The organism is Vibrio hepatarius, from assembly GCF_018860525.1.
Lineage (GTDB): Bacteria > Pseudomonadota > Gammaproteobacteria > Enterobacterales > Vibrionaceae > Vibrio > Vibrio hepatarius_B.
The window spans coordinates 14,788-36,398 of record NZ_JAHKPM010000028.1 but is presented as its reverse complement, the minus strand read 5'-3'; the positions used below and the strand labels follow the sequence as shown (position 1 = coordinate 36,398).

18 protein-coding genes are annotated in these 21,611 nt (G+C 42.3%); 9 read left to right on the top strand and 9 right to left on the bottom strand.

Annotated features, from left to right (window positions below):
• Positions 1-333: 333 nt before the first annotated feature.
• The 5 genes from fre to trxA all read right to left on the bottom strand — a co-directional run bounded on the left by fre (position 334) and on the right by trxA (position 6,020).
• Positions 334-1,047, bottom strand: coding sequence for an NAD(P)H-flavin reductase (fre, locus tag KO511_RS07875; RefSeq protein WP_215986901.1), 714 nt, complete (start codon positions 1,045-1,047; stop codon positions 334-336).
• Positions 1,048-1,194: 147 nt separating this feature from the next.
• A complete protein-coding gene (ubiD, locus tag KO511_RS07870) occupies positions 1,195-3,051 on the bottom strand; it encodes a 4-hydroxy-3-polyprenylbenzoate decarboxylase (protein WP_215986900.1) in 1,857 nt (618 codons plus the stop codon).
• Positions 3,052-3,133: 82 nt separating this feature from the next.
• On the bottom strand, positions 3,134-4,129 hold the full coding sequence (locus tag KO511_RS07865; protein WP_215986899.1) for a hypothetical protein: 996 nt from the start codon (positions 4,127-4,129) through the stop codon (positions 3,134-3,136).
• A gap of 103 nt (positions 4,130-4,232) precedes the next feature.
• The gene (gene rho, locus KO511_RS07860; protein ID WP_215986904.1) at positions 4,233-5,492 is read right to left on the bottom strand and encodes a transcription termination factor Rho; all 1,260 of its coding nucleotides are present in this window, start codon (positions 5,490-5,492) and stop codon (positions 4,233-4,235) included.
• 201 nt (positions 5,493-5,693) lie between these two features.
• Positions 5,694-6,020 (bottom strand): thioredoxin TrxA, encoded by a 327-nt coding sequence (gene trxA, locus KO511_RS07855; RefSeq protein WP_215986898.1) that lies wholly within the window; start codon positions 6,018-6,020, stop codon positions 5,694-5,696.
• 111 nt (positions 6,021-6,131) lie between these two features.
• On the opposite strand from trxA, the gene rhlB reads away from it, so the two are divergent.
• Together rhlB and gppA are read left to right on the top strand one after the other, a co-directional pair.
• Positions 6,132-7,433 (top strand): ATP-dependent RNA helicase RhlB, encoded by a 1,302-nt coding sequence (rhlB, locus tag KO511_RS07850; RefSeq protein ID WP_215986897.1) that lies wholly within the window; start codon positions 6,132-6,134, stop codon positions 7,431-7,433.
• 8 nt (positions 7,434-7,441) lie between these two features.
• Complete coding sequence (gene gppA, locus KO511_RS07845) at positions 7,442-8,932, top strand: guanosine-5'-triphosphate,3'-diphosphate diphosphatase (protein ID WP_215986896.1); 1,491 nt, start codon at positions 7,442-7,444, stop codon at positions 8,930-8,932.
• A gap of 49 nt (positions 8,933-8,981) precedes the next feature.
• On the opposite strand, the gene KO511_RS07840 is transcribed toward gppA, so the two are convergent.
• The 3 genes from KO511_RS07840 to recQ form a co-directional block, all read right to left on the bottom strand.
• Positions 8,982-9,650, bottom strand: coding sequence for a 7-cyano-7-deazaguanine/7-aminomethyl-7-deazaguanine transporter (locus KO511_RS07840; RefSeq protein WP_215986895.1), 669 nt, complete (start codon positions 9,648-9,650; stop codon positions 8,982-8,984).
• Between the two features lie 243 nt (positions 9,651-9,893).
• Positions 9,894-10,199: a DUF3630 family protein gene (locus tag KO511_RS07835; RefSeq protein ID WP_215986903.1), complete on the bottom strand. Its 306-nt coding sequence runs from the start codon at positions 10,197-10,199 to the stop codon at positions 9,894-9,896.
• A gap of 1 nt (position 10,200) precedes the next feature.
• A complete protein-coding gene (gene recQ, locus KO511_RS07830; protein ID WP_215986894.1) occupies positions 10,201-12,036 on the bottom strand; it encodes an ATP-dependent DNA helicase RecQ in 1,836 nt (611 codons plus the stop codon).
• A 183-nt stretch (positions 12,037-12,219) separates the two neighbouring features.
• Here recQ and rarD point away from each other — a divergent pair, with 183 nt between their 5' ends.
• From rarD to ggt, 4 genes are all read left to right on the top strand, one after another.
• Positions 12,220-13,122: an EamA family transporter RarD gene (rarD, locus tag KO511_RS07825; protein WP_215986893.1), complete on the top strand. Its 903-nt coding sequence runs from the start codon at positions 12,220-12,222 to the stop codon at positions 13,120-13,122.
• 96 nt (positions 13,123-13,218) lie between these two features.
• Positions 13,219-14,016: an AraC family transcriptional regulator gene (locus tag KO511_RS07820; protein ID WP_215986892.1), complete on the top strand. Its 798-nt coding sequence runs from the start codon at positions 13,219-13,221 to the stop codon at positions 14,014-14,016.
• A 65-nt stretch (positions 14,017-14,081) separates the two neighbouring features.
• Positions 14,082-14,747: a LysE family translocator gene (locus KO511_RS07815; RefSeq protein ID WP_215986891.1), complete on the top strand. Its 666-nt coding sequence runs from the start codon at positions 14,082-14,084 to the stop codon at positions 14,745-14,747.
• Between the two features lie 95 nt (positions 14,748-14,842).
• Positions 14,843-16,591: a gamma-glutamyltransferase gene (gene ggt / locus KO511_RS07810; protein WP_215986890.1), complete on the top strand. Its 1,749-nt coding sequence runs from the start codon at positions 14,843-14,845 to the stop codon at positions 16,589-16,591.
• 576 nt (positions 16,592-17,167) lie between these two features.
• Here the strand turns inward: ggt and uvrD are convergent.
• On the bottom strand, positions 17,168-19,339 hold the full coding sequence (gene uvrD / locus KO511_RS07805) for a DNA helicase II (RefSeq protein ID WP_215986889.1): 2,172 nt from the start codon (positions 19,337-19,339) through the stop codon (positions 17,168-17,170).
• 307 nt (positions 19,340-19,646) lie between these two features.
• Here uvrD and KO511_RS07800 point away from each other — a divergent pair, with 307 nt between their 5' ends.
• The 3 genes from KO511_RS07800 to KO511_RS07790 all read left to right on the top strand — a co-directional run bounded on the left by KO511_RS07800 (position 19,647) and on the right by KO511_RS07790 (position 21,599).
• Entirely contained in the window at positions 19,647-19,907 is a 261-nt protein-coding gene (locus tag KO511_RS07800; protein ID WP_215986888.1) for a BufA1 family periplasmic bufferin-type metallophore, read from the top strand.
• Between the two features lie 70 nt (positions 19,908-19,977).
• Positions 19,978-20,838, top strand: a complete 861-nt coding sequence (gene bufB / locus KO511_RS07795) for an MNIO family bufferin maturase (RefSeq protein ID WP_215986887.1) — start codon at positions 19,978-19,980, stop codon at positions 20,836-20,838.
• Entirely contained in the window at positions 20,835-21,599 is a 765-nt protein-coding gene (locus KO511_RS07790) for an HvfC/BufC N-terminal domain-containing protein (protein ID WP_215986886.1), read from the top strand. Before bufB ends, KO511_RS07790 begins: the two co-directional genes overlap by 4 nt.
• The last annotated feature ends 12 nt before the right edge of the window (positions 21,600-21,611 follow it).

Here is a 21,611-nt window from a genome sequence, read left to right as displayed (position 1 = left end):
GAGTGCCCACACAGATTGATAGGTTTATATTGTTAAAGAGCGTTGCTTTGATGTATTAACTTCTCAAAGCGGAGGTGAATTCTAGCGATATAATCTAAAGAGTCAAACACTTTTTTAAATTAATTTTTATTGCTATTTTCTACCTCACTGACTCTGGCTAAAACCGCCGTGGCTAATGCCGTGTCAGTGGATGCGCATTATAGGGAGATATAGCTGTCACGCAAGCATTTATTTGCGTAAAAATGGACAAAATGATTCGTTCGATTGATTTACCATCAAAACTATAGAAAAGAAGGCAAAAACCTCATATTCATGCTCAAAAATAGTTCAACACTAAATAAAAGCATAAGCATCAGCAAAAATCCGCTCTCTCTTTACTCCTTTATTTTGGGTAAATTGCTCTCGCGCTGCTCCTGCCATTTCAAAACGGCCTGCAATGTAGATATCATAGTTAGCTAGGGATTCAAAATCTTCACCAATTGCAGTTAAGACATTTCCTAGTCTGCCTGTCCAGTTAGGATCGGCTTGCTCGACAACTGGAACAAATTGAATATTTACATACTTACTTGCAATGTCATTAAGCTCTTCCATTGCGTATAATTGGCACTCATCACGAGCCCCCCAATAGAGATAGATATTATTCGCTCTATTTTGCGCAATGCAATGATCTAAAATTGAACGTACATAACTAAAGCCGGTTCCTCCAGCAATTAAAAGTAGTGGTCGTTCATTGTCTTCTCTAAGCCAAGCTTCACCATGAGGAGCTTCAATATTAATTTCCGCGTCATTATCCCGTGCTTTTTTCATCTCATCGACCACTTCGATCGCATACGCATTGTGTTCAGCGGCACCAATATGAAGCTCTAACTCACCTTGATGACGACAAGGACTACTTGCTATAGAAAACGGACGTTTATCTTTTTCCCCCATCACCACTGTTAAATATTGCCCAGCTTTAAATTCTACAGGGGTTTCTGGATGTAAAAGAATTCGATAGGTATTACAAGCTAAAGGCTCAATAGACTTTACTTTGCATTGGATAGTCATAACATTCCTCTAACCTACTTATCTAAGTAGGCTTCTAAATTACTCTGCGCATAGATCTAACAATTTACACGCCATTTTTATTTTTTATACTGGCTCACGCTTGTATATCAGTACTCACAAAATAGAAATTTAATGATAAAATAATCATCACAATATACCGAGCTTACTCCATTTTTTATCAACCTGCGCTACCAAGCTAAGATCCTTCTGAATTGGAATACCCCACTCTCGCTGAACCTCGCCTGCAAATTTTTTAGTTGCATCTAAGCCTAATTTTGAACTGAGCCCATTTTGCGCTTCAACAAGTGACGTGTCGCGGGCTGGATCCATTCTAGTTGTAATGGCCCATATAATATCGTTCCAATCACGAACATTAACATCATTATCACAAAGAATGACAAACTTAGCATCCGTATATTGTTGAAGGAATTTCCATACTCCATTGAGGACAGTTTGAGATTGCATCGCATGTGTCTTATGCATGGAAACAATCACAAAGCGACTTACACCACCAGAATTGGGCATCTCAATGTCTACGATTTCAGGGAAAGCTTCTCGTAGTTGAAATAACTGTTTTTGTGTAATGACTTCTTGTGCTGAAGATTGTAACTCTGAGCAGCCAGAATTCTCAGCATCCCATTTGACGGTTGCATCCAGCCCCATTTTTGAACCTAACCCAACAACAGGGGAGGCAAAATCAAGCGAGTCTATTGGAGTGTTTTCTATTATTAACGAATCTGCGACAGGGTCCATATGCTCACACATAGCATTTACTACATCATCCCAACAGCGCGCATTAACACCTTCATCACAGACAAGAACAAATTTGGTATACATAAATTGACGAAGGAAAGACCACACACCCATCATCACGCGCTTTGCATGTCCTGGGTATTGCTTCTTCATTGTTACTACAGCCATACGGTAGGAGCAACCTTCAGGTGGCAGATAAAAATCCACAATTTCAGGAAATTGCTTTTGTAAAATAGGGACAAAAACTTCGTTTAATGCTACTCCTAATACCGCAGGCTCATCAGGGGGTCTACCAGTATAAGTACTATGATATATTGGTTCTTTACGCATAGTAATGTGGGTAACGGTAAATACATGATGCTTTTCTTTTTCATTGTAGTAACCAGTATGGTCTCCATACGGGCCTTCATCTGCATATTCATTGGGGTCTATGTACCCCTCAAGCACAATTTCTGCACTCGCAGGAACATCCAGATTGTTACTAATAGACTTCACAACCTCAGTTTTACTTCCACGCAACAAGCCAGCAAATGCGTACTCCGATAGAGTATCAGGTACTGGAGTCACTGCACCCAAGATGGTGGCAGGATCAGCACCAAAAGCCACAGAAACAGGGAAGAGCTCACCTGGGTTCGATAACACCCAATCTTTAAGATCAAGCGCTCCACCACGATGTGCTAGCCAACGCATAATTACTTTGTTCTTACTAAGTTTTTGCTGGCGATAAATACCAAGATTTTGTCGTTTTTTTAGTGGCCCTTGGGTAATAGTCAATCCCCAAGTTAATAAAGGTGCTACATCATCTGGCCAGCAACTCATCACTGGAATCTTATCAAGATCAACCTCATCACCTTGCCAAATTACTTGCTGACATTTCGCGTTACGTAATCTTTTCACTGGCATATTAAGAGCCTGCCTAAAAACGGGAATTTTTTGCAGGGCATCTTTAAAGCCTTTTGGAGGCTCTGGTTCTTTTAAATAAGCCAGCAATTTACCCACATCACGCAAATCCATAACATCTTTTCTTCCCATACCCATTGCCACCCTCTCAGCGGTACCAAAAAGGTTTGTTAGTACGGGAATATTGTAACCAATCGGATTTTCAAACAGTAAAGCAGGCCCACCAGCACGCAAGGTACGGTCACTAATCTCTGTCATTTCATAGTGTGGATCGACAGGTTCAGTAATACGTTTGAGCTTTCCTTCCTGTTCAAGGTAAACAATAAAATCGCGTAAATCCCTTAAAATCATAGATATGTTGTGGCTTGATTAAATTGGAGGCAGTATAACAAAAAGAGGGATGTGGTGATCCCTCTTTTTAATAAGGTTAATACTATTGTGATAAGGCATTTAAAATCGCATGACTTCGAACTTGAGGGTTACGATTAGCAAGCTCCTTAAGCCAAGGTGAATAACCTTGGTTGGCTAGTTCAGTCGCGACCAAAGACGCTTCATCGTGCAACGTCATTCTAGCCACTAAAAACTCTTTTACATTCTCTGTCATTGGCTTAATACGAGCCAATTCCTTAATGGCTTGTTCTTTTAGGCTGGGGTTAAAAGATGCATTCATAATCTGCGTAATAGAAAACTCATCACCAACCTCCGCCAATCTACTTAACTCAACTTGACTATGATAATCCGCTCTCATCTGCCACAACAGTTTATAGACTTCTGAACTGCTACTTGCCTGTGCTAAGTGAACCATAATCTGGGAGGAAGGGAGCCAACTGGTGACAGTCTCATCGGTCAATTGGGATACTAAACCTTCAACGGCTTCCGAAGATAAATTACCTAGCTCACGCAAAAATAAAGCTTCCCTCACTTGAAGTTGATATTCGTCACCAGATAACCAGTACTTCAAACTTAGCTCTCCTCGCTCTGCTTGAAGCACAAAATCTAGTGCTAAAGTATCTTGCTTCCACCGTTTGAGTATACGACTAGCGATCGCTGGGTAGTTAAAGGCTGGAATTGAAAATTCATACCCTTCACCGCGCTCCAATATCTGATAGACGGGAGCCATATTTTTCTGCTGTTTGATAAACAAAGATATACGAGGCGTTAAAGGAACATTCTGAGCTTCCATTTTCTTTAAAAGTAGATATCTGGCAACCTCTTGTTGCGGGAGTGCCATTCTTTCAAGAGCGAAATTGAGTGAGTCGGTATTACCTTGGATGGCAGATTGAAGCAATTCAGCCACCTTTTGATTAATCTGTTGATTATCAATTAATAGCTCGACTTGTTTGGGCTGCATTTCCGTTGCAAATGCACTAGGAGCTCCAATAAATAAAGATGAACACAGGAGAACCGAAGACAACATTCCTTGTTGCATGTTAACCTCCTCTTAACATTCTCCCTCATTGTGCGACTTATCAAACGAGAATGCAAACAAAAACGCCACCGACAATGTCGATGGCGTTTAAGATCACTAACTATTATTGACGCCGCATCGCATCAAAAAATTCATCATTGGTTTTAGTCATCGCAAGCTTGTCAATGAGAAATTCCATTGCGTCAATTTCTCCCATAGGATGAACAATTTTACGCAGAATCCACATTTTCTGTAGCTCATCAGTCTTGGTAAGAAGTTCTTCGCGACGGGTACCACTGCGATTAAAATCAATAGCAGGGAATACTCGCTTTTCCGCGATCTTACGATTCAAATGCAACTCCATATTACCAGTGCCTTTGAATTCCTCGTAGATCACCTCATCCATCTTAGAGCCAGTATCTACTAAGGCTGTTGCAATAATCGTTAGACTACCGCCTTCTTCAACATTACGAGCCGCACCGAAAAAGCGCTTAGGTCGATGCAACGCATTGGCATCAACACCACCCGTCAAGACTTTGCCAGATGAAGGAACTACCGTATTGTATGCACGAGCCAAACGAGTAATAGAGTCTAGCAAGATAATTACATTTTTCTTATGCTCAACAAGACGCTTAGCTTTTTCAATCACCATCTCTGCAACTTGAACGTGACGTGATGCAGGTTCATCAAAAGTGGAAGCAATAACTTCACCTTTCACCAAACGCTGCATTTCAGTAACTTCTTCTGGGCGCTCATCAATTAGAAGCACCATGAGTTCACATTCAGGATGATTATGAGCAATGCTCTGAGCGATATTTTGCAGTAACATTGTCTTACCAGCTTTTGGCGGAGCGACTATCAATCCGCGCTGGCCTTTACCGATAGGTGAAGCAAGATCTAGAACACGTGCTGTAATATCTTCCGTAGAGCCATTACCACGTTCCATCACCATACGCTCATTGGCATGCAAAGGGGTTAGGTTTTCAAACAGAATTTTGTTACGTGCGTTGTCTGGCTTGTCATCATTAACCGTGTTGACTTTTAATAAAGCAAAGTAACGCTCACCATCCTTGGGTGGACGAATCTTACCAGCGATTGAATCACCAGTGCGTAAGTTAAAACGACGGATCTGACTTGGGGATACATAAATATCATCAGGGCCTGCCAAGTATGAACTATCTGCACTGCGCAAAAAGCCAAAGCCGTCTTGAAGTATTTCCAGAACCCCGTCGCCAAATATATCTTCACCGCTTTTCGCGTGAGCTTTTAGGATGGCAAATATGATGTCTTGTTTTCTCAAACGAGCTAGGTTTTCAAGGCCCAAGCTTTCGCCTAGTTTTACAAGATCAGACACAGGTCTATTCTTAAGTTCTGTTAGATTCATGGTGGTGGATACTTGTTTAGTCAAAATAGGATCTGTTTTTTAGTTAAGATGAATTTGGTCACAGGATCGACCAAGAAGAGAAACTTGTTTATTTAACGTGCAATAATCTAACACTAAATACTAGCCTAGTCTAGATTTTGTTGATATTCAAAATCAAAACCGTGCATCAGTTACAATGCACGGTCTCATCGCAGGAACCGCTTAAAGGTTTGCGTCTAAAAACTCTTTAAGCTGAGTTTTAGACAACGCACCCACTTTAGTTGCTGCTACTCCGCCATCCTTAAATAGTAATAAAGTCGGAATACCACGAATACCAAATTTGGGTGGAGTACCTGCATTCTGGTCGATATTTAGTTTACCGATAGTGAGTTTGCCTGCGTACTCGTCTGCGATTTCGTCCAAAATAGGGGCAATCATTTTGCATGGACCACACCATTCTGCCCAAAAATCAACAAGAACTGGGCCTGCAGCATTGATCACATCATTTTCAAAATCGCCATCAGTTAGCTGCAAAATCTTATCACTCATCTTACACTCCAATGTGTTTTTTAAGCTTGGTTAGATGATAACCAGTATTTAGATGCCCTATTGGAATGTATTTACCTTCGTATTGCAAGCTTAAGCTGATATTCTATAGCTATGAAAAAGACGCACATCACAGAGCAAAAATTCGCCGATTTGGGTATACACCCCCAAGTCATTGAAGGTTTGGATAAAAAAGGGTTCGAATTTTGTACCCCTATTCAAGCTTTGGCGTTGCCGGTACTGCTCACCGGCCAAGACATTGCAGGTCAGGCTCAAACTGGAACAGGAAAAACTCTAGCTTTTCTGACTGCTACTTTCCACCACTTACTCAATACCCCTGAGCATGAAGGACGTAAGGCAACACAACCGCGAGCTATCATCATGGCTCCGACTCGAGAGCTTGCTATTCAGATATACAACGATGCCGAATCCTTGATTGCAACTACAGGTATCAAGGCTGCACTGGCTTATGGCGGCGAAAGTTACGATAAACAACTGTCCAAGCTTGAACAGGGCGTTGACATACTTATCGGTACCACAGGTCGTATTATCGATTTCTATAAGCAACGCGTGTTTAATCTTAGGAACATTCAGGTTGTTGTCCTCGATGAAGCCGATCGAATGTTTGATCTTGGCTTTATAAAAGATATACGCTTTCTATTCCGTGGAATGCCCGAGCCTAAAGAACGCCTTAATATGCTGTTTTCAGCAACCCTATCTTACCGAGTACAAGAACTCGCTTTTGAACATATGCAGAATCCTGAACATCTGGCAGCGGAGCCAGAACAAAAAACAGGGCATCGTATTCAAGAAGAACTCTTCTATCCATCAAATGAAGATAAAATGCCACTTCTACAAACACTGATTGAAGAAGACTGGCCTGAGCGCGCCATAGTATTTGCTAACACCAAGCACAAATGTGAATCTATCTGGGGACACCTTGCTGCTGATCAGCATCGAGTAGGGTTGCTTACTGGTGATGTACCACAGAAGAAGCGTGAGAGAATTCTTGACCAATTCACACGTGGGGAAGTTGATCTACTTGTAGCAACTGACGTAGCGGCGAGAGGACTTCATATTCCTCTGGTAACTCATGTGTTTAATTATGATTTACCTGACGATTGCGAAGATTATGTTCATCGAATTGGCCGAACTGGTCGTGCTGGTGAAAGTGGCCATTCGATCAGCTTCGCCTGCGAAGCATATGCCATCAACCTCCCTGCAATCGAAGAATACATAGATCACACGATCCCAGTTTCTGAATATGATGCATCAGCTTTGATCCAAGATCTACCTGAGCCACTTCGCATGCGTTCAAATCGGTCACAACAACGCCGTACTAATACAGGCGGTTCACGCTCAAACCATCGCCGTTCAAATAATCGCTCTCGTCAGCATCAAAATAAAGATTCTTAGGGCCGTCTATGAGATCAGAAGCTTCATCCCCACTTTATGCAGCCATTGACCTAGGGTCGAACAGTTTTCATATGCTGGTTGTGCGTCATATAAATGGCAGCATACAAACTATGGCAAAAATTAAACGTAAAGTACGTCTAGCGGCAGGGTTAGACGAAAACAACCGTTTGAGCCAAGAAGCCATGCATAGGGGATGGGACTGCCTGAATCTTTTTTCTGAACGCCTTCAAGACATTCACCAACAAAATATTCGCATTGTCGCTACCGCAACTCTGCGAACCGCAACTAATGCAGACGTTTTTCTTAATCAAGCTAGTCAAATACTTGGTTATCAAATTGATGTTATTGATGGAGAAGAAGAAGCCGCCACTATATATAAAGGTGTTGCCCACACTTCTGGTGGCTGTGGACGCCGCTTAGTCGTTGATATTGGCGGAGCCAGTACCGAGCTAATAATTGGACAAGGTTTTGAAGCTAAGGTGCTCAATAGTTTGAAAATGGGCTGCGTAACTTGGTTAGAAAATCACTTTAAAGACCGTCAACTTTCTGCAGAAAACTTTGAGAGCGCTATAACAGCAGCGAAAGAAAGGCTAAAACCTGTATTAAAGCAATATACAAAAATTGGCTGGGATGTATGTGTCGGAGCCTCAGGCACGGTACAAGCATTACAAGAAATTATGCTCGCACAAGGTATGGATGAAGTTATCACTCATACTAAGCTCAAGCGCCTTCAAAAACAGGCCATGCTGACAAATCATTTAGAAGAACTAGAAATTGAAGGCCTCACATTAGAACGAGCGCTAGTTTTCCCAAGTGGGCTTTCGATTCTTATCGCCATCTTTGAGTTACTTAATATTGACTCCATGACACTATCTGGCGGGGCATTACGCGAAGGTTTAGTGTATGAAATGGTTGATGAGCTCAAGCAGGATAATATTCAAGCTCGCACCATAGCCAGTGTACAAAGTCGTTACCAACTGGATATGGCATACGGTGAACAGGTCGCTAATTTGGCCCATAAATTACTGAGTCAATGTGAGAAAAACTGGATCCCCGAGGCCCAAGGAATCGCAATCCTAGAAACGGCCGCAAGGTTACATGAAATCGGCCTAACCATTGATTTCAAAAAGGGTGGAGAGCATGGTGCTTATTTGTTAAAGCACTTGGACTTACCAGGTTATACTCGTGCTCAAAAACAACTCCTCAGCGAAATAATACGCCGCTACCGTGATAATCTGACTTCTATACCACAGCAGCATGCTGTGTCAGATAGTAGCGCAAGGCGCATACTACGCTTACTGCGTTTATCGATCTTACTTTCACATCGACGCAACCCCGACTTAGAACCTAGTATTTCACTTAAGTCACGAGAAGATAAAATATCGATTACGCTATCTTCACAATGGTGCAAGGTTAACCCCCTGACCACTACTGAACTCGAAATGGAAGCCAATAGGCAAAGCGATCTCAACTGGCCACTAACTATTATCACTGACTAAAAATAAAAAAGCCCAGCACAATATGGCTGGGCCCTCCACTTTCCACTTATTAGCTCGCACCCACGACTCTAAACTCAGGCCGAACAGCAGTAATTTTCTTTACTAAGACGTTCAATAAAACGCCGTATATAGGTACAAATAACCCTAAGCTGATAACCAATTTAAAGCCGTAGTCTACCAATGCAATTTCCACCCAGTGCTCAGCCATAAAAGGATCAGGACTTTGATAAAAGGCTATCAAGAAAAAAGCGACTGTATCGAGAGCATTACCCAGTAACGTTGAACAGGTAGGCGCTACCCACCACTGCCTCATCTGACGCAGGCGATTAAAGACATGGATATCCAATATTTGTCCAAGTAGATACGCCATAAAGCTGGCAATCGCAATACGGGCAACAAACAAATTAAATTCACCCAAATGGGCAAGACCTTGAAACTGCCCTTCAAAGAAAAGTACAGATAATCCATAAGAAACCGCAAGAGCCGGCAGCATTACTAAGCCAATAATCTTACGTGCTAACTGAGCACCAAAAATACGTACCGTTAGATCGGTAGCTAGGAAAATAAATGGGAAAGTAAATGCTCCCCAAGTAGTATGAAAGCCATAAACGGTAAATGGAAGCTGAACCAAATAATTACTGGAAGCAATAATAGCTAGATGAAATAAAACCAACAGAAGTAGCGCTTTACGCTGCTGAGCTAGAGAAAAACTACTCATAAGATACCTTTTTAATTTGATTTTGGGGTGAGGGAACCCAAATTGAACCCACTACTTATGGGCTCTTACCAATAATGTTAACAATCAACGCCAGCAATTATCCAATCAAACACCTCCAAAAAATAAAAATAGCTGCTGCTAAATTAATGTTTACAGATATTCAACTTGATAATTATCGCGGCGAGGGATTATACATTAACCACTTTATGCTGCAATAGTTAGCAAAAGCTTTGTTGAGCAGATTTAGAAACCATACCGAAATAGGCTAGCAAGATAATCCAATTCTTCTTTACTATCTTGAATAACTAAAGCTTCCAACCACACACTCTCACTATAATGCTCAGACTTTAGCAATAATTGACAACCTTCAAAGTCAATTAACCAAGAATGAATATCTGCATCCCACTGTTTTTCAATCAAAGTTGCAGAAAGCTGCTTCAATAAACGCTCTCCCATCAAAGGGAAGCTATCGAAGTCAAAACTCGGCACTCGAAGAATAAGTCGCCCTTGTTGCTGCTGATATTCCAGTAGGCCAAATTCATTTTTTATGTCAGCCATGGTAAGACACATGCTCCTGGATTAAATCTAAAAATGGATCGGCATATTTCTCCAACTTACGCTGACCAACACCATTAACAGCTAACATTTCACCGTATGACGTGGGTAATATTTCTGCCATGTCAATTAATGTCGCATCGCTAAATACAACGTATGGAGGCAATCCATCTTCATCAGCAATCGATTTACGCAATTTTCGCAATTTAGCAAATAACTTCTTGTCGTAATTCTTACTCGTCAGCTTCTCTGATTTAGCCGTTCTCGCGGCAGTATCAAGCCTTGGAACAGCCAACTCTAAGTTCATATCACCACGCAATAGCGGACGAGCCTCTTCAGTCAATTGAAGAGTCGAATTACGAGTAATGTTTTGCGACAACATACCTTTATGTATTAATTGACGAAAAATGCTGACCCAATAGTCATGACTATTTTCACGACCTATACCATAGGTCGACAGTTTATCATGTCCATTTTCTCGAATTCGAATATTCTGCATACCACGTAACACTTCAACGACATAGCTGATACCGAAATTCTGATTCACTCGGTAGGCACAAGATATTGCTTTACGCGCTTGTTCGGTTGCATCAAAATGTTTAGGTGGATCAAGGCAGATATCACAATTCCCACAGGGCTTATCACTGTATTCACCAAAATAGTTGAGCAACACTTGCCGTCGGCATGTCTGCGCTTCAGCAAAAGCACTCATCGCATTTAACTTATGACTTTCAACTTGTTTTTGCGAACCCTCGTCTTTTTCATCCAACATCCTTCTCAACCAGCTCATATCTGCAGGGTCATACAGCATCATAGCCTCTGCTGGCAAACCATCTCGTCCAGCTCGTCCAGTTTCCTGATAGTAAGACTCAATATTACGCGGAACATCAAAATGAACGACGAAACGTACATTAGGCTTATTGATGCCCATACCAAAAGCCACTGTAGCCACCACTATTTGTATATCGTCACGCTGAAAAGCCTCCTGAACATAGGCTCGCTCATCAGTGTCCAAACCAGCATGATAGCTCGCAGCACGAACATGGTTGTTACACAGTTTTTCGGTCACCATTTCTACTTTTTTACGGCTACCACAATAAATGATGCCACACTGGTTTTTTTGTCCTGCGACGAAGCGAATAATCTGTGAAATAGGTTTGTGCTTTTCTATCAAGGTGTAGCGAATATTAGGGCGATCAAAACTACCCAAATAAATATGAGGCTCTTGAAGTTGCAATCTATGCGTAATGTCATTGCGAGTTGCCTCATCGGCTGTCGCGGTAAGAGCCATAAATGGCACATGAGGAAATTGCTGTTTTAATTGCCCCAACAAAGCGTATTCTGGTCTAAAATCGTGCCCCCATTGGGAGATGCAATGCGCCTCATCAACAGCAATCATCGACAATGACAGCGTTCCAAGTCGTTCAACAAAATCACGCATCAGCACTCTCTCAGGCGAGGCATACACCAACTTTAGTTCACCAGAATGCATCCTGTTATAGACATTAATCAACTCTTCCCGTGGCATAGTCGAATTAATACATTCCGCCACTACCCCATTGGCTTTCAGCTGATCGACTTGGTCTTTCATCAATGAAATCAATGGTGAAATCACCAGAGTTAGCCCTTCACGCACCAAGGCTGGAATTTGATAACAAAGTGACTTACCTCCCCCTGTCGGCATAATGACAATGCAATCTTGACCTTCGGCGACGGCATCAATGACCTCACTTTGACCATCACGAAATGATTTATAACCAAACACATCCTCTAATACCTTTTCAGGTGTGATTGCTGGATCAGATTGTTGAGCAAACAGCGTCGCGGTCATTGAAGTCTCAGTTGGGAAATATAGCGAAATGTAAAGCGCACATTGTAGTAGTGTTCGGATACGAATAAAACTGCAAATTGCGAACAAATCAGTGCAAAAGTTAATCCAACACTAGATGATAAACACTACCACTCGTATACTGAATGATTACTATGATAAGAATCAGTAGTTGGATGAACATCAATGACAACAGAGCAACAATCAAGGCAAGGCGTTCTTCTCGCCATCGGTGCGTATACCATGTGGGGCATTGCCCCTATTTACTTTAAAGCTATCAGCCAAGTTTCACCGCTAGAAATCCTTAGTCATCGCGTCGTTTGGTCATTCGTTCTTCTTACTGTCTTACTGCACATCGGTCGTCGCTGGCGTGGTGTAAGAGATGTAAGCCGCTCCAAGAATAAAATGTTGTATTTAATTTCTACGGCTTTGCTGGTTGGTGTTAATTGGTTGATTTTTATCTGGGCAGTCAACTCCAACCATATGTTGGATGCCAGTCTAGGGTATTACATCAACCCCTTACTCAATGTGGTACTTGGGATGTTATTTTTAGGAGAGCGCCTGCGCAAGTTACAATGGTTTGCAGTCGCATTAGCGACTTGCGGTGTCGCTGTTCAGTTGATCGCCTTTGGATCAGTACCCATGGTCGCCATTGCACTCGCTTTCACCTTTGGTATATATGGACTACTGCGCAAAAAGGTTAGCCTAGATGCTCAAACAGGACTATTTATTGAAACCCTAGTCATGCTACCCGCAGCGGCCATTTATCTGTTATGGATTGCAGATTCTCCTACTTCTGATTTTGCACTCAACTCATTAACTTTAAATATACTAATGATCGCTGCAGGGATAGTCACCACACTGCCCCTACTGTGTTTCACTGGTGCTGCAACTAGGCTCAAGCTGTCAACTCTAGGTTTTTTCCAATATATCGGCCCCAGCCTAATGTTTATGCTTGCTGTCCTAGTATACGGTGAAATTTTTACCACTGATAAAGCCATTACCTTTGCATTTATCTGGGGTGCTTTAGTAGTCTTCAGCTTTGATGGACTAACAAACAATAAACGCTCACACGTAACGAAACCTTAAATTTCACCGGAGTTGAATCATCATAGTGATCTTTTTTTACAAGACAAATGATAAAAATAAACATAAAATCGGTTAAATTTCACACAGGCCGTCATCATGGATAAGGTAAGTTACCTCACAACACAAAATGAAAAGATAGGCCTGATTCAAGCCCACTATCAAAAGTTCGCCTTTCGGAGGCACTACCATCTCGACTTTCACATTGGTTTAGTCACGAATGGTCAACAAAAGTTTTGCTATCAAGGCACAAATCATACCGTTGGCCATGGTCAAATCGTCATCATGCCACCCGATGAACTGCATGACGGGAGATCAATTCATGACAATGGCTATCAAGTTAGAGTATTTTCTATTGAGCCCAAATGGTTTAGTGAGCTTGCCGAACTCAAGAATGACAGTGACCAAGTTCAATTTAACCAATTCGTGGTTTCTGATTCAGGCTTATTCATCCATCTCGTTAAACTCCATCAATCACTGAGCAAAAATGACCTAAGCCAGCTGGCAAAAGACTGTTTGCCTTATGAAGGTTTTGAACAGTTATTTAGTCATTATGGTGCGGTACGGGGAAAAAACGTCGTGCCACTTGGAAATCAATCAATTTCAACACTAAAAGAGTATTTACTGGAAAACTTAGCGCAACCTGTAAGGCTTGAAGATTTATCTCAGTTATGCCGACTCAGCCCCACTCAGTTTCAGCGCCATTTTAAAGCCAGGATGGGCTTAACACCGTACGCTTGGCTTAGTCGCTTAAGACTTGAGCATGGTTTAAAACTGCTTAAAACTGGCGTATGTGGCACCGAAGTTGCACACCAGGTTGGTTTTTATGACCAAGCACATTTTAGCAAAGCCTTTAAGTCAACTTATGGCATTTCACCTTCTAAGCTTCAGTGTTAATAATTTACAATCATTGCTATTATCATCAAGGCAAAATGAGCTCATATTAATCAATGAGTATCACAATGAACGAAATCACCATCCTAACAACACTGGCCAGTGTTCACTTTATCGCCCTAATGAGCCCCGGACCTGATTTTGCTCTAGTGGTCCAAAATGCTGCACGCTACGGACGCCAAACAGGACTGTATATAGCGTTAGGACTTTCATTTGGCATACTCCTTCATTCTATTTTAAGCCTGACTGGGATTAGCTATCTGGTTCACCAACAGCCAGACCTATTTGCTGGATTACAATTAATCGGCGGTAGCTACTTAGTCTATCTTGGTTACAGTGCTCTCAATGGATGTTGGAGAGCAAAAAACGATACCGAACCTCGCCCGAAGCAAGTAACCAAAAGAGTACTACTTAACAATAAACGCCAAGCATTCTCTCAAGGCTTATCAACCAATATACTCAATCCCAAGGCACTGGTATTTTTTATTAGCCTGATGTCCAGCTTAGTTCCAGCTGATATGTCTCTTGCAGGCAAAGGAATGGCACTCATCATATTATGGGGGCTATCTCTAGTATGGTTTTCATTGCTTGCCTGGGCACTATCAACCAAACGCATGCAAGGCAAAGTGCAGGCGATGACCTGTTATATTGATGGGTTATGCGGGGTGATTTTCACAGTGATAGGTACTAGCATTCTTTGGCAGTCCATCTCTGGTTTAATGTTAATTTTATAAAAAATTGATTCAAGGTTACATTTTTATAACAAATCCTTAGACTCTAAACTGTTCCACTGCCACTCTGTCACCGCATAGTTAACAAGGAGTACAAGATGCAGTGGAAACACCCATTTTTAGCGACATGTCTATTATTCACCTCTATTTCTGCAATTGCTGATCAAGCAGCGGACTCTGTTGCTCCCGAAGAAAGTAGTGGTTTAGAACAAAAGCAACTGGTTAAATCGAAAGACTGGATGGTAACGGCTGCGAACCCACTCGCGACTCAAGCTGGCGCTGACATTATCAAACAAGGTGGTAATGCCATCGATGCCATGATCACCACTCAGCTTATGTTAGGTCTAGTCGAACCACAGTCATCAGGGATAGGTGGTGGTGCTTTTCTTGTGTATTGGGATGCAAAGAAAAAGAAACTTACCACTTATGATGGCAGAGAAACCGCACCTCTCGCGGCCACACCCCAACTATTCCAAGATGAAAATGGCAAGCCACTGAAATTTTATGACGCTGTAGTCGGCGGGCGCTCTGTCGGAACTCCTGGCGTAGTGAAGCTGATGTGGGAAACACACCAAAAATATGGAAAGTTAAAGTGGGAACAACTATTTGAACCTGTAATTAAAGTAGCATTGGATGGTTTTTCTATCAGCCCAAGACTTGCGACTTTAATTGCTAAAGATGCCAAGCGCCTCTCTCGCTTCTCCGAAACAAGAGCGTATTTTTTTAACCCTGACGGCTCAGCGAAAAAACATGGTGCCGTGCTAAAAAATCCAGCATATGCGGAGACACTGGCTACTATTGCAAAAAAAGGAGCAGACGCCTTCTACAAAGGTAAAATTGCAGCAGATATTGTCAATACAGTCAAATCAGCGCAAGGGAATCCAGGAGTTCTTGCCAAAGAAGACTTTGAAACTTATAAAGTGAAGCAGCGCCAACCTGTCTGTTCCTCTTACCAGAGCTACGAGGTTTGCGGTATGGGCCCACCAGCGTCTGGCGCGCTAACAGTCAATCAGATATTAACCATGTCTGAAGAATTTGACCTAAAAGGATGGGGACCAAACAATGCTAAATCCTGGCAAGTCATTGCTGATGCATCCCTTTTAGCATTTGCTGACCGGGGTATGTATATGGCAGATGAAGACTTTGTCCCTATGCCAACCCAAGGTTTAGTTGATACAGAATATCTAAAAAAACGCGCCCAATTAATAACGCCCGGGAAAGCATTAGAAAGAGCATCAGCGGGCTCTCCGCCTTGGAACTACGCACGTCAACAAAGCCCTGATGAATCCATTGAACTCCCCTCGACAAGTCACTTCAATATTGTCGATAAAGACGGAAATGTAGTATCCATGACAGCTTCAGTCGAAAATGCCTTTGGTTCACGTCTCATGACTAACGGTTTTATACTCAATAATGAGTTAACCGATTTCTCATTCAGCACCCACAGTGATGGCAACCCTATCGCTAATCGCCTCGAACCCGGTAAGCGCCCTCGATCCTCTATGGCTCCCACCATAATAATGGAAAATGGCAAACCCTATATGGCCATTGGTTCCCCAGGCGGAAGTCGCATTATTGGTTATGTTGCTCAAGCCATTATTGCTCATACACAGTGGGGCATGGATATTCAACAAGCAATTAATCAACCTCATATATTGAACCGTTTTGGCACGCTTGATATTGAACAAGGCACCTCGGCAGAGAAGATGCAATCAGATCTAGAAAGGATGGGCTTTGATGTTAATGTTGGTGACTTAAATTCCGGCCTTCATGCCATCTTAATAAATCCCCACCAATTAGAGGGAGCCGCTGACCCAAGACGCGAAGGAACAGCAATCGGCCATTAGCAATAATTTGCCCACCACCTTGTGAGATATTTCTTACAAGATGGTGCGCTAACATCTATTTTTTAATGAGATTATTAAAATTAGAGCAATATAACTAGCTGTTAGGAAAGAGTTTGCTCCATTTTTGACCATTTTTCATTAACAGAGAATGGACAAGTTAACCTTGAGGAATATTTTGGGCATCGTAATATGAACCTTGTCGGAAGGATACTGACACGGAACAGGAAGCACCAAGGAATTGGTTATCTTCAGGATGAAGATTCGGCTACTTACGATGAGCAGTCGGCATGGATAGCAAATTGGACATTGAACGGACTCATAATAGTAACTAGGATGGTTACTACTAGGGAAAGGAAATGGATACCGCTTAAGGAATAGGCGACGCGAGCTAACTAGGATAGTTAGTGGACCAGGATAGGGTCATGGACACCGCTAGGATGGCGATGAATGGACTGGGCTGAAGGAAATCAGCATACTATCAAGGATTTGATGCATGGAGCACCTCTAGTAGCTGGATTGCTGCGAGTAAGACTATAACCCCGATGGGCGAAAGCCCTCGGGGTTTTTCTTTTAATATTACAATTGCTCTAGTTTAGCGTATGCCGTGACCAGCCATTTGATACCCTCGCCGTTAAAGGCAACCTGCACACGACCTTGATGGCCACTACCCTCAAAATTGATAATGGTCCCTTCTCCAAATTTTGGATGCTTGACACGTGCCCCCAAACTAAAGCCAGTTTCATTAAAGCTTTCTTTCACTATTTTAGAACTGAACCTGCCTGAACTAGTAGGACGGCTCACCTGAGCCTTCATCCGAATTTCATCCACACAGGTTTCCGGCAATTCACGAATAAACCGCGATGGTTTATGGAACTTATCTTGACCATATAAACGACGCATTTCAGCATAAGTAATATAGAGCTTTTGCATGGCCCGTGTCATGCCCACATAACACAAACGGCGTTCCTCTTCTAGCCGACCAGCCTCTTCAACAGACATTTGGCTAGGGAACATGCCTTCTTCAACACCGACCATAAAAACCAGTGGAAACTCTAGCCCTTTGGCGCTGTGCAAAGTCATTAACTGTACCGCATCATCAAATTCATCGGCTTGCCCCTCACCAGCCTCCAATGCAGCATGAGTAAGAAATGCCGTCAATAAGGTCATTTCTTCTGCCTCCTCGGGTTTTTCAAACTGACGAGTCGCTGTTACTAGCTCCTCTAAGTTTTCGATACGAGCTTTAGACTTCTCACCTTTTTCCTGCTCATACATGGCATATAAACCAGTGTATTTGATTGCATGGTCTGTTTGAGTATGAAGTGACATTTCACAAGTATCGTCTTCCAAAGCATTAATCAGCTCGACAAAACGCCCAAGCGCCGAAGCAGCCCTGCCCGTAAGCACTTTTTCTTCTAACAAAGCGACACTAGCATCCCACATAGTACAACCTCTATCTCTGGCCACTAAACGTAATGTCTCTAGCGTTTTGTCTCCCAAGCCACGAGTCGGTGTGTTCACTATTCTCTCAAATGCTGCATCGTCATTACGGTTAGCCATCAAACGTAAATAGCTCAACGCATCTTTGATCTCCTGACGCTCAAAGAATCGCATTCCACCATAGATGCGATAAGGCAAACCTGCCTGAATCAGTGCTTCTTCCAGCACACGTGACTGCGCATTATTACGATACAACATAGCTGCATCATTCAACGTTCCGCCTTTTTCTTGCCAATCTTTAACCTTACTAACTGCAAAACGGGCTTCATCCAAATCATTGTAGGCTGAATATACCGAAATAGGTTCACCCGCTAAGCCCTCAGTCCACAATTCCTTGCCCATACGCTCAGTATTGTTGGCAATTAAAGCGTTTGAAGCTTGCAGGATAGTTTTAGTAGAACGGTAATTTTGCTCCAAACGTATCGTATTAACACTTGGAAATTCATGGGTAAATTTTTCAATATTTTCGATTTTTGCCCCACGCCAACCATAGATAGATTGGTCGTCATCACCGACGATCATAACGTTCGAGTCTGGCCCTGCCATCATTCTCAGCCATGCATACTGGATATTATTGGTATCTTGAAACTCATCCACCAGTATGTGCTTGAATCGAGCTTGGTAATGCTCACGAATGACTTGTTTATCTCGTAGAAGTTCCAATGTTCTTAGTAAGATTTCCGCAAAGTCAACAAGTCCAGCACGGTCGCATGCTTCTTGATAAGCCCCATAGATTTGTTGGTATGTTTGAGTAATAGGATCGCTATAACTCTCTATATGATGAGGTCTCAAACCTTCATCTTTCTTACCATTAATCCACCAAGCTGCCTGCTTGGCAGGCCATTGCTTTTCGTCTAGATTTTGCGCTTTGATCAACCTACGTAATAAACGATATTGATCGTCCGAGTCCAGTATTTGGAAATCTTCCTGTAAGTTCGCATCTAAATAATGCGCACGTAAAATTCGGTGACAGATCCCATGGAAAGTGCCGTTCCACATCCCAGAAGCACTACCCATCATCAATTCTTCAATACGGCCACGCATTTCTGCAGCGGCCTTATTGGTGAACGTCACCGACATAATCGAGAAAGGGGAAGCTTGCTCAACCGACAACAGCCAAGCAATACGGTGAACCAACACGCGCGTTTTACCACTTCCAGCTCCGGCAAGAACCAATAAATTTTCAAGTGGGGCAGCAACCGCTTGACGTTGCTTATCATTAAGGCCATCGAGAAGTAAAGAGGGGTCCATTAGAGTTCAGTCACTGGTTATCTATACATGAAAAGTGATTATAACCCAAACATCATATTGAGTTTAGAATATTAACCACAAAAACAAATGCAAATAACAATATTAAAAACAATGCTTTACTAAATTAATATATTAATCATGGTTTTTTTTGACGTTTTTTTGAAAGTTTTACGATGTTTTTTCTATCCTTTAAATTGATCAAGCTTATGAATTGGCTTACTAAATATATCTTTGCCTGCGACTAAAGGACATTTAGGCAGGGTTACTTAGGTATTCACTGAGAAAGGAAAAGTCTGAGGAAAATACTATGAAAAAATCAAATCTTGCCATCACTGCTGCTGTAACCAGCCTTGTTGCTTTAGGTGCAACTGCATTGACAGCGACCCCTGCTATTGCAGCAGAAAAAGAGAAGTGCTATGGCATATCAAAAGCAGGGAAGAACGACTGTGCAACCAAATCTAGCTCGTGTGCAGGCACCTCGAAAGAAGATAACCAGAAAGATGCCTTTGTCGTGGTCCCCAAAGGCCTCTGTGATAGGCTAGTGGGTGGTAGCACTCAATCCTCTTAATCATCAGGGGCGACTTAATGTAAATAGTGGCAAGTCGCCTTAACCTTATCCACTCACAAAGGAAGGATGAGTGAGTAAAGACTGCTACCATCACAAAGTGGGGGTGGGATTACGCTCCCCCCATATCGATTATTTTATTTCCAACAAACCGGCCTTATCTTGGCTGGAAATACATAGTGAAAACTACTTTAAGCCCCACTCCCCTGCTAGGCATCACTTACGTACACTTATGGATAGCTATCAGATTAGCTGCCATGGCATAGGATTATCTCTTGGCAGTGTAAACTCTGTCAGCCCTCATCATCTCAAGCAGCTTAAAATGCTTATTGATGAAACGCAGCCTTTTCTAGTCTCCGATCATCTTAGCTGGAGTCAACATGGAGGTCATTACTTCAATGACCTGCTTCCTCTACCCTATACTGAAGAAGCTCTGGATGTTTTCTGTCGCAATGTACTCGATGTCCAAGAATATATTAAACGGCCATTACTTATTGAAAATCCATCAAGCTATGTCAAATTTTCCCACTCCACGATTGCCGAATGGGAGTTTCTTGCTGAAGTACAAAAACGCACAGAGTGTCGGCTTTTACTTGACCTAAATAATATCCATGTCTCAGCATTTAACCATGGTTTTGATAGCAAAGAATACATTCAGGGTATCCCAGCAGATAAAGTCGATGAAATTCACTTGGCTGGATTTACTATTAAGCAACTTGAAAAAGGTGAAATTTGGATAGATACCCATAGCCAACCTGTGTGTGAAGATGTGTGGGCACTTTTTGAACACTGGCTGGCTCTTCACGGTCAACGTCACACCCTAATTGAGTGGGATCTAGATATTCCCGAGCCCAAAACCTTATTAAATGAGTGTCAAAAAGCCAGTCATAGGTTGATGCAGAACGACACGCCAGCAGGGAGAAAAGCTTCATGACGCCAACTCTTGCTGAATTACAACACCGCTTTGCGCAAGCACTTCAATATCAGACATCTGGTGATAGATGCCATATCAGCAGTGATAAGTTCACTGCTGATGAATATATCCAAATCTATCGCAACAACTTTATAATTGGTTTAAGTGATGTACTTCAAGCCACCTATCCAATGGTACATGCTTTGGTGGGAGAAGAATGTTTCGCCCAACTTGCTCGTCATCATATTTTCGAGTGTCCACTAAATTCAGGCGACGTGAGTCACTATGGCGAACATTTCTCAACCAGCATAGCAAAATTCACCAAGGTTATAGAGGCAGTGCCGTATATCCAAGATGTCGCTTGTTTTGAGTGGCAGGTTGATGCTTCTGCTCAAACCTTGGCTCAAACAGACCCAGACAAGCACTCACAACCAATAGAACAATTAGCAAATCTCACTGTAAAGCAACAAGCTAATGTCCGATTTCAGCTTTCACCAAGCGCCCTAACGTTTCAATCGCAATATGCTGTTTTTTCACTACGCCTAGCCATTAGCGCTAACAATTTTACACAACTGAATATCAATCAGGCAGAGCAAGGAATCATAATTAGTCAATACGATGGCCAATGCTGGACAATGGGACTCGATAAAACGTCATTTGAACTTGTTGAATATCTGAGGACAGGCCACACATTAGAGCGGATCCCACAAACACATCTTGCCTACCTAGAGGCACTACTTGAGAACCAATTGATTAGCGGGTTTACGCTCGCACCATACTAGTAAGGATAACGA